Annotated in this window: 8 protein-coding genes; 7 read left to right on the top strand and 1 reads right to left on the bottom strand. The window is 35.9% G+C overall.

Annotated elements, in window-relative coordinates; all coding sequences use genetic code 11:
• Positions 1-97 precede the first annotated feature (97 nt).
• From J7574_RS20860 to J7574_RS20845, 4 genes are all read left to right on the top strand, one after another.
• On the top strand, positions 98-2,362 hold the full coding sequence (locus J7574_RS20860) for a GH92 family glycosyl hydrolase (RefSeq protein WP_290973404.1): 2,265 nt from the start codon (positions 98-100) through the stop codon (positions 2,360-2,362).
• Between the two features lie 90 nt (positions 2,363-2,452).
• Positions 2,453-4,738, top strand: coding sequence for a GH92 family glycosyl hydrolase (locus J7574_RS20855; RefSeq protein WP_290973402.1), 2,286 nt, complete (start codon positions 2,453-2,455; stop codon positions 4,736-4,738).
• Between the two features lie 6 nt (positions 4,739-4,744).
• Positions 4,745-6,208 (top strand): glycoside hydrolase family 125 protein, encoded by a 1,464-nt coding sequence (locus tag J7574_RS20850; protein ID WP_290973400.1) that lies wholly within the window; start codon positions 4,745-4,747, stop codon positions 6,206-6,208.
• A 24-nt stretch (positions 6,209-6,232) separates the two neighbouring features.
• Positions 6,233-7,132 (top strand): ROK family protein, encoded by a 900-nt coding sequence (locus tag J7574_RS20845; RefSeq protein WP_290973397.1) that lies wholly within the window; start codon positions 6,233-6,235, stop codon positions 7,130-7,132.
• A gap of 73 nt (positions 7,133-7,205) precedes the next feature.
• On the opposite strand, the gene J7574_RS20840 is transcribed toward J7574_RS20845, so the two are convergent.
• Complete coding sequence (locus J7574_RS20840; protein ID WP_290973394.1) at positions 7,206-9,833, bottom strand: glycoside hydrolase family 3 C-terminal domain-containing protein; 2,628 nt, start codon at positions 9,831-9,833, stop codon at positions 7,206-7,208.
• Between the two features lie 275 nt (positions 9,834-10,108).
• Between J7574_RS20840 and J7574_RS20835 the strand changes: the two genes are divergently transcribed.
• From J7574_RS20835 to J7574_RS20825, 3 genes are all read left to right on the top strand, one after another.
• Complete coding sequence (locus J7574_RS20835; protein ID WP_290973391.1) at positions 10,109-11,140, top strand: LacI family DNA-binding transcriptional regulator; 1,032 nt, start codon at positions 10,109-10,111, stop codon at positions 11,138-11,140.
• A gap of 356 nt (positions 11,141-11,496) precedes the next feature.
• Positions 11,497-12,198, top strand: a complete 702-nt coding sequence (locus J7574_RS20830) for an NUDIX hydrolase (RefSeq protein WP_290973388.1) — start codon at positions 11,497-11,499, stop codon at positions 12,196-12,198.
• A 628-nt stretch (positions 12,199-12,826) separates the two neighbouring features.
• On the top strand, positions 12,827-15,916 hold the full coding sequence (locus tag J7574_RS20825; protein WP_290973385.1) for a TonB-dependent receptor: 3,090 nt from the start codon (positions 12,827-12,829) through the stop codon (positions 15,914-15,916).
• Positions 15,917-15,921 lie beyond the last annotated feature (5 nt).

The raw sequence follows: 15,921 nt of genomic DNA, 5'->3' as shown, positions 1-15,921 counted from the left end.
GGTTCAAAGGTACAGAGAAACAAAGTGACAAAGGTTTTCTGTAGAGGCGCACCGCAGTGCGTCTCCTTATGAATTCGAAAAAAATAAAAAATTACAAATGATAAACAGCAAACTAATTTTTAGCGGAGTTTTAATTTTTAATCTGTTTTGCGGCGCTGTATTTTCTCAAAAAAAGAAAATAGAGAATACTGTTAATTACACACAGTATGTCGATCCAATTATCGGATCTGCAGGTCATGGACACGTATTTGTGGGCGCAAATGTTCCTTTTGGAGCGGTGCAGTTAGGTCCAGTAAATATTTTTGAGGGCTGGGATTGGTGCAGCGGTTACAACTATGCCAGCAATACCATTTTAGGTTTCACCCACACACATTTAAGCGGAACCGGAATTGGCGATTTAAATGATATTTTGGTACTTCCAGTAAGCGGAAAAGTCGGTTTGACTAAGGGAACGAAAGAGGATATGGAAAATGGTTATGGATCGTATTTCTCTCATAAAAATGAAATAACCAAACCTGGATATTACAGTGTTTTATTAGACAAATATAAAATCAAGGCCGAATTAACGGCCAGCGAAAGAGTTGGTTTTCATAAATATACTTTCGAAAACACAAACGATTCACATATTTTAATTGATCTTGCTGACGGAATTGGTTGGGATAGACCTGTAAAAACGTTCATTAAAAAAGTTAGCGATACTAAGATTGAAGGATATCGCTATTCTACAGGTTGGGCGGCAGATCAGCGTATTTATTTTGCAATGGAATTCTCTGAACCGATTAGCAATATGATGGTTTATGACAGTACAGCTGTGGTGGAAGGAACAGAAGGAGAAGGCTTAAAAATAAAAGCCGTTTTAGATTTTAAAACCTTAAAAAACAAACAGATTCTGGTAAAAGTTGGTATTTCGCCAGTTAGTACAGAAAATGCATCTGCGAATATAAAAGCAGAAATTCCAGATTGGAATTTTGACGCCATTGTAAAATTAGCAGATTCCAAATGGAATAAAGAACTCCATAAAGTTCAGATTAAAGCAGATGAAAAAACAATGAAAGTTTTCTATACTTCGTTGTATCATACGATGTTTGCGCCTTCTATTTTTAATGATGCTAATGGAGATTACAGAGGAACAGATAAAAAAGTCTACGAGAAAGCCAATTTTACCAATTACACGACTTTTTCGCTTTGGGATACTTATAGAGGATTACATCCATTATACACGATTACGCAGCCAGAAAAAATCAATGATATTGTAAAATCGTTCCTAGCAATTTATGAGCAGCAAGGCAGATTACCAGTTTGGCATTTAATGGGTAACGAAACCAATACAATGAACGGAAACCATTCTATAGCCGTTATTGTTGATGCTTACTTAAAAGGATATCGTGATTATGACATCAATTTAGCCTACGAAGCCATCAAAAAAACAGCGATGCAAACGCGCGACGGTATGGATTATGTTCAAAAACTAGAATATATCCCAGCGGATAAATTATTAGAATCTGTTGGAAATGCTTTAGAATATGCAATCGATGATTATTGTATTGCTTTGATGGCGAAATCTTTAAACAAAACAGACGACTATAATTATTTTACCAAAAGAGCCAATTTATACAAACAGTATTTCGATAAAGAAACCACTTTTATGCGTGGCAAATTGACAAACGGAAATTGGAGAACACCATTTAATCCGCTTTCATCAGCGCACCGTAAAGACGATTATGTTGAAGGAAATGCTTGGCAATACACTTGGCTGGTACCTCAGGATCCGTACGGTTTAATTGATTTATTTGGAAGCGAAGAAAAATTTATTGCTAAACTCGATTCACTTTTCTTACTGACAGATAAAGTAGAAGGCGAAGATGTTTCGCCAGATATTAGTGGTTTAATTGGTCAATATGCTCACGGAAACGAACCTAACCATCACATTCCGTATTTGTATGCGTATGCAGGACAGCCTTGGAAAACAGCAAAATTAATTCGTGAAATCGATGATAAATTTTATTCTACAAAACCAGACGGATTATGCGGTAATGAAGATTTAGGACAAATGTCGGCTTGGTATATTCTGTCTTCAATGGGATTCTATTCCGTTAATCCCGCAAATGGAATTTATGTTTTAGGAAGTCCGCTAGTAAACAAAGCCATAATTCATCACACAAAAGATATTTCTTTTACGATAAATGCGGTTAACAACAGCGCTTCAAATATCTACATCCAAAAAGCAGAATACAACGGAAAACCATATACAAAATCGTACATCACACAAGATATGATTGTAAAAGGTGGAGAATTAAAACTGTATATGGGAAACAAACCATCAGCAACTTGGGGAGTTAAAAAGGAAGATAGACCTCAATAATTTAAGATTTCTGATTTTAGATTTCCTTGTATGTATTTAGACAAAGATTAAAAGCTTAAAGCTTACGGCTTAAAGCATAAAGCAAAAAATATGAAAATAAAGAGTTTAATTTTTTTAGGAATATTACAGTCCTGCTTTTTTTTAAATGCACAGGTAAAAACGGTAGATCCTGTAGAGTACGTAAATCCTTTGATGGGAACGCAATCGCTGCATAATCTCTCGAATGGAAATACGTATCCGGCAATCTGCAGACCGTGGGGAATGAATTTCTGGACGCCTCAAACGGGAAAAATGGGCGATGGCTGGGCTTATACGTATACAGCCGAGAAAATTAGAGGATTTAAACAAACGCATCAGCCTTCGCCTTGGATGAACGATTACGGACAGTTTTCGATTATGCCTGTTACAGGTAAATTGGCTTTCGCCGAAGACGATCGCGCAAGCTGGTTCAGCCATAAAGCAGAAGTTTCAAAACCGTATTATTACAGCGTTTATTTGGCTGATCATGACGTTACAACCGAAATTACTACAACAGAAAGAGCCGCTCATTTTCAGATTACTTTTCCAGAAAACGAACATTCTTATATTGTAATTGATGCTTTTAATAAAGGATCTTATATTAAAATTATTCCATCAGAAAATAAAATTATAGGATACACGACCCGTAATAGCGGCGGTGTTCCAGATAATTTTAAAAACTATTTTGTCTTGTATTTTGATAAGCCGTTTTTAACCAATTCTACCTTTAGTGATACTACTTTAGAAAAAGGAAAGTTAGAATTAACTGCTGGTCATGCGGGTGCTGTAGTAGGATTTAAAACGAATAAAGGAGAAAAAGTAAATGTCAAAATAGCATCGTCTTTTATAAGTTTTGAGCAAGCTGAATTGAATTTAAAAAACGAACTCGGCACCGCTTCTTTTGAAGAAACTGTTGCCCAATCTAAAGCAGAATGGAATAAAGTTTTAGGAAAAATAACTGTTGAAGATACGAATGTAGACCAGTTAAAAACTTTTTATTCTTGCTTATACCGTACCGTTTGTTTTCCTCAAAAACAATACGAAATCAATAAAGATGGAGATATAGTGCATTATAGTCCGTATAACGGAAAAGTACTTCCGGGTTACATGTACGCAGGAACCGGATTTTGGGATACTTTTCGCGCTTTGTATCCTTTGTTAAATCTGGTTTATCCTTCAATAAACAAAGAAATGCAGGAAGCATTAATAAACGATTATAAAGAAGGCGGATTTCTGCCAGAATGGTCAAGTCCTGGCTTTAGAAATGTAATGGTTGGAAATAATTCTGCTTCTGTCGTTTCAGATGCTTATATGAAAGGACTTCGCGGTTACGACATTAATACTTTGTACGAAGCCTTACAGCACGGAGCCAATAATGAAGGGCCAATGGATGCAGTGGGACGAAAAGGAGTTAAATATTACAACACTTTAGGATATGTGCCGTATGATGTAAAAATTAACGAAAATGCAGCCAGAACTCTGGAATACGCTTATGATGATTTTGCAATCTGGAAATTAGCAAAAGCATTAGACCGTCCTAAAAAAGAAATCAATCTGCTCGAAAAGCGAATGATGAATTATAAAAATCTCTACAATCCTTCTGTTGGATTAATGAGCGGCAGAAATAAAGACGGCAGTTTTCCAGCCCATTTTAATCCGTTTAAATGGGGTGACGCTTTCACCGAAGGAAACAGCTGGCATTACAGCTGGAGTGTTTTTCATGACATTCAAGGTTTGATCGATTTGATGGGTGGAGAGAAAAATTTTACAGCAAAATTAGATGCTGTATTTACAACGCCTCCAGTTTTTGATGATAGTTATTACGGATCTGTTATTCACGAAATCCGTGAAATGCAGATTATGAATATGGGACAATATGCTCATGGAAACCAACCTATCCAACACATGATTTATTTGTACAATTATGGGGGAGAGCCTTGGAAAACGCAATATTGGTCTAGAGAAGTGATGAACCGTTTGTACAAACCAACTCCAGATGGCTATTGCGGAGACGAAGATAACGGCCAGACTTCTGCATGGTATATATTTTCGGCTATGGGATTTTATCCCGTGTGTCCAGCAACAGAAGAATACGTTCTGGGAGCGCCATTGTTTAAGAAAGCAACCTTACAATTAGAAAATGGGAAACAGCTGATTATTAATGCGCCAAATAATTCAGAAATCAGCAGATATGTAAACGAATTAAAATGGGATAATACGCTTTATACCAAAAATTATATCAATCATTTTGATGTATTAAAAGGCGGAGAGTTAAATTTTGAGATGACTAGTTCTCCTAATTTAAAAAGAGGCACAACAAAAGAAGCATACCCATATTCTTATTCAACTTCAAAATAAAAAGATATGCAGTCACGTAGAAAATTTATAAGAAACGCAGGCATTTTTTCAGCAGGATTATTAGCACTCCAAACAGAAGCTTTCGGGTTTAATTCAGACACTTTTCAGTTGCCGCTAAAAGATTTTGTTTCGAAAAGGCCTCCTGTTGGCGAAAGAAAATTTACAAGCAAAGCAATTGAAGCTGCTATCGTACGCATTAAAAAACAAATCGCTAATCCTGAATTGGCTTGGATATTCGAAAACTGTTTTCCTAATACATTAGACACGACAGTTGATTTTGAAATTATTGACGGAAAACCAGATACGTATGTAATTACAGGAGATATCGATGCCATGTGGCTGAGAGACAGTACAGCGCAGATTTGGCCGTATATCCCGTTTGTAAAAGAAGATCCAAAACTGGCAGAATTGGTAAAAGGAGTTATTAATCGTCAAGCGAAATGTATTCTGCTAGATCCGTATGCGAATGCCTTTTATAAAGATTTTACGAAGGAAAGCGAATGGAAAAACGACCTTACCAAAATGCAGCCTGGAATTCATGAAAGAAAATGGGAAATCGACAGTTTGTGCTATCCAGTTCGATTAGCGCACGGTTATTGGAAAGAAACAGGAGACATCAGTTTGTTTGATGCAAAATGGAAAGAAGCCATGCTTTTAGTGCTACAGACTTTTAAAGAACAGCAAAGATTAGATGGAAAAGGCGGACCTTACAGTTTTCAGCGTCAAACGGCTTGGGCTACAGACGGAGTTCCGTTAGGCGGTTACGGTTATCCAGTGAAACCTTGCGGATTGATTGTTTCGACTTTCAGACCAAGCGATGATTCTACTTTGTTCGGTTATTTGATTCCGAGTAATATGTTTGCTATTGAAGTACTAGGTTATTTGATCGAGATTTTCTCTCTTCCTGCTTTAAAAGACAATGATCTGGTTGAAAAAGCGACAGAATTAAGAGATCAGGTGCAAAAAGGTTTAAACGAACACGGAATCATCAATCATCCAAAATTCGGAAAAATTATTGCCTTTGAAGTCAACGGATATGGCAGTTTCCACATGATGGACGATGCCAATGTGCCTTCGTTATTATCATTGCCTTATTTAGGCGCTATTGCTCCAGACGATCCATTATATCTCAATACAAGAAAAGTGGTATTATCAGAAAACAATCCGTTTTTCTATAAAGGAAAAGCAGGAGAAGGTATTGGTGGTCCGCATACTGGAGTCGATACAATCTGGCCCATGAGTATTGTTTTAAGGGCGATTACAAGTGTAGATGAAAAAGAAATAAAAGCCTGCATTAGCAATTTAATTAAAACCAATGCCGATACTGGATTCATGCACGAATCATTTCATAAAGACGATGTCAACAAGTTTACCCGCAAATGGTTTGCTTGGGCCAATACACTTTTTGGCGAAATGATTGTGCACACGAGCCTTCATTATCCTCAAATTTTAAAAGACAAAAATATCTAGTACAAAAAAGCTAAATAAGTAAGAATGAATACATCACACGCCATTGGGCTGGATATAGGAGGAACGCATATTACCGCTGCGGTAATTAATAAAACAGATATGAAAGTTTTGGACTTTTCGCTCTGTAAAGAATCTTTTGATTCGAATTTGCCTACAGATCAGGTCATGAATATCTGGAAAAAAGTAATCTGCACTTCAATCGAAAATTCTAAAATAAAAGATATTACCGGAATAGCGGTTTGCATGCCAGGACCATTTGACTATAAAAATGGCATCTGCTGGATTAAAGACCAGTCTAAATACGAACATTTTTACGGATTAAACATTAGAGAGCTGCTTTTGGAAACGCTTGGTTTTTCAGCGGATTTTCCTGTTCTTTTTGAAAATGATGCCGTTTGTTTTGGAAAAGGAGAAGTTTTTAAACAGCAAGAAAATCTTTCTAAAAAAGTAATGGCGGTAACTCTAGGCACAGGACTTGGAGCTTGTTTTATTGATAAAGGAGTCTCAATAAGTTCAGGAAATTCTGTTCCTGCCGATGGAGAAATTTACAATCTGCCTTATCAAGATGGCATTGCAGAAGATTATGTTTCCGTAAGAGGTCTTTTATCACATTACAAATCCTTAAACGGAATTGAGCTGCAGAATGGCTTAGAATTGTATAATCTAGCAAAAAACGGCGATCAGTTAGCGATTCAAGTATTTGAAAGAATGGGAGAGGACTTAGCGGCAGTTGTTATTCCGTGGATTAAAAACTTTACGGCAGATCATATTATTATTGGTGGAAAAATTGCCAATGCGAGCGATTTGTTTTTATCCGCATTCAATAAAACAATTCAGGAATCAGGATTGAAAGTTGAGGTTTCCATTTCAAATGATAATGAAGTTGCGGCCTTATTGGGAGCAGTCAGTTTCCTTTGCGATTAAACAAAAAACGGATGAGTGTTAAGCGCTCATCCGTTTTTTGTTTTAATTAATGTTATAAGTTTTTATTCAGTTATTAATTTTCTATCTCTACAATTTGGGTTACAACATTGCTTTTGGTTTGATTTTTTTCATCAGGTTGAGAGCCTCCAATTGCAATTTGAACTTTTCCGGCAAACTGTTTTAAGCTTCCGTCTTCTGTAACAAAAGAGAGATCTTCAGGAGAAAGATTAAAGTTAACAATAGTATTTTCGCCAGGTTTCAAGTTAAATCTTTCAAATCCTTTAAGCGCTTTTAATGGTGTTTTTACTGCTGAATTTTGATTAATTAAATACAGCTGTGCAACTTCTTCCCCTTCCATTTTTCCTGTATTGGTTACTTTGACAGATACAGTAATTGGCTTTCCTTTTTTTATTTTAAGCGGAGTTTTTAACCCACTGTATTTAAATTCGGTATAACTAAGTCCATACCCAAATCCATAAAGCGGAGTGCCTTTAAAGTAGCGATATGTTTTATTATCCATTTTATAGTCAGTAAACAAAGGCAAGTCAGAATCATTTTTGTAAAATGTAACAGGAAGCCTGCCCGCCGGATTGTAATCTCCAAAAATAACATCTGCAGAGGCTGTTCCTGCAGATTGCCCTCCGTACCAAGTATTGAGTATTGCCGGAATATTTTCAGCTTCCCAAGGTATTGCTATCGCGCTGCCTGTCATCATCAGAAAAACTACTGGTTTTCCAGAAGATTTAAGCGCTTTTAAAAGGTTTGTCTGCACCTCTGGAAGTAAAATAGAGGTACGGTCTCCGCCATTAAAACCAGGCGCATTCACAGGCATTTCTTCTCCTTCAAGCTGAGGTGAAATACCTCCCGCAAAAATAAAGGCATCTGCATTTTTATGACGCTCGATTAAAGTATTGAAGTCGGTTTTTACAAAATTTCCGGTCTGTAGAGATACTTCTGCTTTTCCTTCTCCTTGCCAGTATTCCAGCACTATTTTGTAAACTGCATCTTTTTTGGTTTGCAGTTTATATGTTTTTTCTCCCCAGCGGTTTTTGTCCCATGAATCTATAACTTCTTTTCCATCAATTATAAATCTATATCCGTCATCTGCAAGGATTTCGAAATTTATAAAACCATTTTCATCCGCTTTAAAATTAGTAGTGTAGCGTGCCGAAAAATTATTGGCTTTTATATTTTGGGTAACCATGGCGCCTTCCTGCCAGAAATTATTGATTTCAGATTCTGTTCTTGTCGTTTCAGGTTTGCCAGATAGTGTGGTGTTGTTAAAATATTCTGCCTTAAAGCCTTGTTTTCCTTCATAAGAATAACGGTTCTTAAAATCTTTATAAACCAGCAAGGTATCATTAGTAAAATTGATAGCTTTTTCATAAACTACTTCGGTTTCTGGGCTTACTTTTTCTTTTATTCCCTGTAAAACCGTGGTTAGTTTTGATGGAGTACCGTTATAATTTCCAAGAATAGAGATTGCATTATCAGCGTTTGGACCTAATACTACGATCTTTTTCAGTTTTTTGCTCAATGGTAACGTGTTTTTGTCATTTTTAAGCAATACAATAGACTGTCGAGCCATTTTTAAAGCATGATCTTTGTGTGCATCGCATTCTAAAACCGAAGAAGGAGTTTGGGCATATTTCACCATTGAAACTGGATCAAACATTCCTAGTCTGAAGCGAATCATGAAAAGACGTTTTACAGAAATATCGATTTGTTTTTCAGTAATTTTTCCGTCTTTAACAGCCGCCACAAGAGATTTGTACGCATCAGTTCCGCAATCTACATCCGTTCCGTGATACACAGCATCTGCTGACGCCGATTCTGCATCAGGATGTGTTTTATGGTTTTTAAAAAAATCGTCTATCGCCCAGCAGTCAGATGTTACATATCCGGTAAATTTCCATTGATTTCTAAGAATATCAGTCATTAAAATATCGCTGGCACAGCAAGGCTGCGTTCTAAATGCATTGTACGCGCACATAACTCCTGCAACATTAGAACCGGTTACTAATTTTTTAAAAGCAGGCAGGTAAGTATCCCAAAGTTCGTATGGTGTTACATCAACATCAAAAGTATGGCGTAAAGATTCTGGTCCGCTATGAATGGCGTAGTGTTTTGCACAAGCTGCGGCTTTTAAATATTTAGGATCGTCACCTTGAAGCCCTCTTACAAAAGCATCGCCCAAAGTTGCCGTAAGATACGGATCTTCGCCATACGTTTCTTGTCCGCGGCCCCATCTTGGATCTCTAAAAATATTAATATTTGGAGTCCAATAGGTCAATCCAAGATAACGTTCATTGGTTCTATTAAGCTCAACGGCCTTATTGTAGATTGCCCTACCTTCTAGAGCAGAATAATCAGCCATTTTAAAAAGTGAATTTTTGTCAAAAGTTGCTGCCATTGCAATAGCCTGCGGAAAAACCGTTGTTTTAAAAGGAGTTCTGGCTACGCCATGCAACGTTTCGTTCCACCAATCATAAGCCGGAATTCCAAGGCGAGGTATTGCGGGTGCAGCATTTAGCATCTGCGCTACTTTTTCTTCTAATGTTAATTGGCTGACTAAATTTTCGACTCGTTCTTCAAAAGTAAGATCCGTATTCTGAAAAGGATATTTAGTTACTTTATTTTGGGCTGAACACCAAAATGAGAATAAGATCAGAATAGAATACTTTATATTTTTTGTTTTCATAAGAAATGATTTTTTTATTTTGAAGTTTACCAAATTTTCGAACTGCTTGTAAAAAATGATACAACCGATTGCGTAAAGAAAAGAAAAATATATATAACTTGAAATTTTAATCAAAAAAAAATAACTTTATATTATCTTATTTGTTGTTTTTTATGACAAAAATTACGCATTATATTTTTTATTAATAAATTTTATGAATATAGTTGTAAAAATAATATTCATAGCTGCATAACTCATTTTAAAATTATATTATATTTACGACTAATTGTATAGTAATGGAAGAACATAGACATGTAACTATTTATGATATTGCGGAGAGACTTAATCTAGCCACATCTACAATTTCACGAGCATTAAAAGACCATCATAGCATAAGTGACAAAACCATTAGGAAAGTTAAAAAAACAGCCGAAGAAATGGGGTTTGTTCCAAATACTTTGGCAGCAGGATTGAGAGGAAATAAATCTAAAACAATTGGGGTTTTGATTCCCACGATAACCCAACCTTTCTTATCGTCATTAATTAGCGGTATTGAAGTTGCAGCAAGAAAATCCAATTATTCAGTCATTATTATGCAGTCGCATGATTCTTATGCAGAGGAGGTTAATATGGCAAAGTCGCTTTATAGCAGTAGAGTAAGCGGTGTTATTTGTTCGCTGGCTATGGAAACAAAAGACACTTCGCATTTTGAACAGTTTTTAAACAATAATATTCCTCTTGTATTTGTCGACCGCGTTCCTAAAGGTTTTAATGCATTTAGAGTGGTAATCGATAATTATACAGCGGGTTATAAAGCAACCAAACATCTTATCGATCAAGGATGCAAGAGAATTGCACACATGACCGCCGGTGCAGAATTTGGCAATTTGTACAACGAGAGAAAGAGAGGTTATATTGATGCCTTGGCTGAACACGGCATACCCTTAAACGAAGAATTGATTATAAATCTGAAGGCCATGACCTACGATGCTGGCGTTAAAGCCTGCAACAAATTGTTTGGCCTAAAAATCCCGCCAGACGGACTCTTTGCTCCAGGGGACATTCTTGCTGTTAGTGCTGTACAGACGGCCAAAAAGAGAGGCATTAAAGTGCCCGACGATTTTGCGGTAATTGGTTTTAATAACGACCCTATTTCGGAGATCATCGAACCTAATATTTCAACCATTACGCATCCCGCAGAGAAAATGGGAAAAGCAGCGGCAAATATTGTGATTGATAATATAGAGTCTCATAAGGAAGAGGAAGTAAAAGAAATTACTTTCTTAAATACAGAAGTGCTTGTTCGTGAATCATCAAAAAAAGTTTAAATTTCTTATTCATAAAAAAAACAGCTCTTGCACATAAATGCAAGAGCTGTTTTTTTTTATGTCCACTTTAATATCAATTTCCTGATTTAAAAAACTACAGAGAAAAATGTAATTACCAAAACTATATACAATCGGTTGTTATTTTAAAAACTCTTTAAATAAAGTGAACTAAATTTGCATAATACATTTTTTTGCATAATTTTACACAACCGATTGTTTTTAAGTGAAAATTTAATCTCGATCTGCGATGTCGATGCGTATGGGATCTGTTCTACCATGATTCCAGGCTGTCAAAAGGCGTATCCTCACGGAATAAGAAGACTGGTCGATTAAGAATAATTTTAATTTTATTTTCTATGGAAAAAGAAGAATCAGAGGAGAGAATTTGCCAGAATCCACATCATGAAAGTAAGATCGAAATAAACTGTGTGATATTCTGTTTTGAGGAGAAAAAACTAAAAGTTCTCCTGGTTAAAAATGAAACTAGTCTTAACGGCTTTAAATGGAAATTGCCTAGTGCAGGCTTAGCTGGAAAGCCAATGCTACAAACGGCACAAGAAATATTAAAAAAACATATTTCTTCAGATGATTTCTTTTTGGATCAATTAAAAGCATTTGGCCATCATTCTCCATTACAAGAAAATATTTCAATTGTCTATTATGCAATGGTGAGAAAAGAAAATGCAATTGAGGAGGAAGACTTAAATTCTGATGTAATTTGGATAGAAGCAAATAATGCTACTTATTTAGAGAGCAGCGACAGAACAATTTTAGATTTTAGCCTTAAGGAGCTGAAAAAAAATATATGCTGCAGTGCAGTGGGCTTTAATCTTTTGGCGGAAAAATTTACTTTGCTCCAAGTTGTCAAATTGTATGAGGAAATTTTAGGAATGAAAATCAACAAAGTAAATTTTAGAAGAAAGATTTTGCAAAGAAGATTGGTGTGCAGTTTAGATGAAAAAGAAGAAGGAGTATCTTATCGAGCAGCTCAATTTTACAGCCTAAATGTTCCAAAAGATGAGGTAAGTTGGAATGCAAAATTTAATTTCATTTTTTGATAGATTGGCTTTAGACTAAATTCCTTTTCAAATATCTTTTCTGATAGTTCAAGAACGTTTTTATTTTGAAAGATAAATTTGTTCTTTCCTTAATTATATAAGTGGAGTCTAAAATCACTTAAACGTTATTCCATTTTAGCCTTTTTCCCTTCTTAAGTTTTCCTCTCAATTTTGAGTTTTCAATAAGCAATCGATTGCTTTATGTTTTTGTATTTCCTATACAATGGGTCGATTTTAAAAATTGTAATATTTAACTGTAAAATTCATAAGCCTAAGTAATTACAGCTATTACAAAGTTTTTAAGTCACAGAAAAAAAGCATAAAAACTTCAATTTTATGGTTTCTTTAAGAATATTGCGTAATCCTAATATTATTCCTAAATATTGCTATAACGTTGTAGTTAATTTTGATTTATATCCAATATTTTATAGTTAATTATACGATAAACATCTTTTTTTTAGCCTTTTTTTTCTTATTCGATAAAAAATAATTTACACAACCGATTGTGTGTGAAAAATTGTTTTCTATATTTGTAATAAATACACTTATCTGTAGTGGTGTTTTTTACACCTATATATAAGTTGGAAAACTTACTAACAAAAACCAATTAATAATTAAATCAATTTTTATGACTAACCACTTTACTGCAAGTAAACAGAGACATTTAAAATGTTTATGTTTTTTTATGCTGATGTTTGCGTTTTCATTTCAATCTAAAGCACAGACAACAGTTACAGGAACGGTAACTGATGCTAGCGGCCCGATTCCGGGGGCTAATGTTAATTTAAAAGGAGCCAAAAACGGTGTAAGCACCAGTTTTGATGGTACTTATTCTATAAATGTACCGGCAAACGGAGTACTTATTTTTAGTTTCATCGGATTAAAAAGCAAAGAAGTAGCTGTAAACGGACAGAAAAATATTAATGTAACACTTGAAGAAGATGCCAATAACTTAAAAGAAGTTGTGGTAATCGGATACGGTACACAAATTAAAGAAGCGGTTACAGGATCTGTTGCTTCTCTTGGTGGCAAGGAATTGAACGAGGTTCCAGCAGCCAATATTACCCAAGCGCTTCAAGGAAGACTTCCTGGAGTCGAAATGACTCAGACTTCTTCAAAACCTGGAGCAGCAATGCAGATCAGAATACGAGGAACTAGATCATTAACAGGAAGTAACGATCCGTTGGTGGTATTGGATGGAGTGCCATTTGCAGGATCAATTGGAGATATAAATCCTTCAGATATTAAGTCTGTCGACATTTTAAAAGATGCTTCTGCGACTGCGATCTATGGTTCGAGAGGAGCAAATGGTGTAATCTTGGTTACTACTTTAAGAGGGAAAAAAAATCAGAAAGCAACATTTACATACAATGGTTTCAGCGGTATCAAACAGGCGTGGTCTAAATATCCTATGATGGATGGACAGAAATTTGCGGCTTTGCGTGACTATGCAGGTCTTTATGCAGATGGGGTTGATGAGAAAAGAAATGTAAATACAGACTGGCAGGATTCACTATATGGTTCAGGAGAAATGATCAGCCACGATATAAGCGTTTCTGGAGGAACCGAAACTGGAGCTTACAACGCAGGTTTAGGCTATTATAAAGAAGAGTCTGTACTTCCTGGCCAAAGCTACGAGCGTTTTAGTCTGAGAGCAGGTTTAGATCAGCAGATCAACAGATCTATCCGCTTAGGATTTAATACCAATAGCAATTACACGATTACGAATGGCGATAATATAGGAACGGGAACTATTTTGCAGACTTCACCACTTGCAAATCCGTACAATGCAGATGGTTCTTTGAAAAGAACAGTTAGTATGGCTGCAGATGACCAATGGGTTTATACAAGACAATCCATTAAAAATTTAGGAGATGGTTATGTAAACCTAAACAGAGCTTTCAGTTCGTACAATAATATTTTTGCAGAAGTAAAAATTCCGGGGGTTGAAGGTTTAAAATACAGACTGAATACAGGTTTAAATTTCCGCACATCAAATGCTGGATATTATGAAGGTCAGGGAGTATTTGATGTAAACCCAACAACACTTTCTAATGCGGCAATCACAAACGGTTGGTCTACGCAATGGCTTTTAGAGAATTTACTAACGTACGATAAAACTTTTGCACAGAAACACACGATAAATTTTGTGGGATTGTATTCAAATGAGCAATATACAGGACAGAGTTCAAGAGTGACTAGAAATGGTATTACTTCCGATGCCTTCCAATTTTATAATTTAGGACAGAGTGAGGAAGAAGCTGTTATCAATCCAGCCGATCAGGATTATACACAATGGGGATTAACGTCTTACATGGCAAGGTTGATGTATTCTTATGATAATCGCTATTTCATTTCGGGAACTGTTCGTTCTGATGGTTCTTCAAGACTTTCTCCAGGAAACAAATGGGTGACTTATCCAGCAGTTTCAGCAGGATGGACACTTTCTAATGAGTCTTTCCTTAAAAATGTGAGTTCTATTAGTTTATTGAAACTGAGAGCAGGATATGGAGAAACATCCAATCAAGCAGTATCTCCGTATGCAACTTTAGGAGCTTTAAGTACAAGACCTTACAATTTTGGAAGCACTAATTCGACTGGTGTATATGTAACAGAATTGCCAAACCCTAATTTAGGATGGGAGTTTTCAACAACATGGAACTATGGTTTAGATTTCGGATTCTTCAACAATCGTTTATCAGGCACAGTTGAATATTATAAAACCAATACAAAAAATCTATTGCAACGTGTAGGACTTCCAGCAACATCTGGTGTAAACAGTTATGTAGCCAATGTGGGAGAAACACAGAATAAAGGTTATGAGATCTCATTAAACGGCGTTATTTTAGATAATCCTAAAGGTGTGACTTGGACTGTGGGAGTTAACTTCTACAAAAACGAAAACAAGCTGGTGGCTCTAGCTTCTGGAGCTAGCCGCGATGAAGCCAACAACTGGTTTGTTGGATATAACATTAACTCTATTTATGATTATCAAAAAGTGGGAATCTGGCAAGAAGGAGATCCGTATATGTCAATTTATGAGCCAGGGCCAACAGGAATTAACCAGCAGGGAACCGTTGTAGGATCTATTAAAGTGAAATATACAGGAGATTATAACGCAGATGGTTCTCCAACACGTGCTATAAATGCGAGTGATCGCCAGATTATTGAAACAGATCCAGACTTTCAAGGAGGTTTCAACAGTAACGTAACTTATAAAGGATTTGATTTTAATTTAGTTGGAGCATTTAAAAGTGGCGGAGTGTTAATTAGTACACTTTATGGAGGAGCAAGTTATATGAACTTGTTAAACGGACGTAGAAGTAATGTTGATGTAGATTATTGGACTCCTGATAATAGAGATGCAGAATTCCCTAACCCAAGAGGTATCAGAAGCGGTGATAATCCGAAGTACATGTCGACTATGGGGTATTTTGACGCTTCTTATGTTAAAATTAGAGCGCTTACTCTAGGATATACTATAGATCAGGACTTTACAAGAAATTTAGGAATCGACAAATTGAGATTATATTTCACAGCACAGAATCCGTTTGTTTTATTTTCTCCATATCATGATAAATCTGGAATGGATCCTGAAACGAATTCATTTGGAGACGAAAATCAGGCTGTTGCCTCTTATCAGAGAAGATTTTCGGTTATCGGTACCAATACGCCTACTACCAGAAATTATTTATTTGGGCTTAATTTAACATTTTAATCTGA

Origin of the sequence: Flavobacterium sp. (assembly GCF_017744675.1) — a bacterium.
In the GTDB taxonomy this organism is placed as follows: domain Bacteria; phylum Bacteroidota; class Bacteroidia; order Flavobacteriales; family Flavobacteriaceae; genus Flavobacterium.
This window is presented reverse-complemented; position numbering and strand designations above follow the sequence as displayed.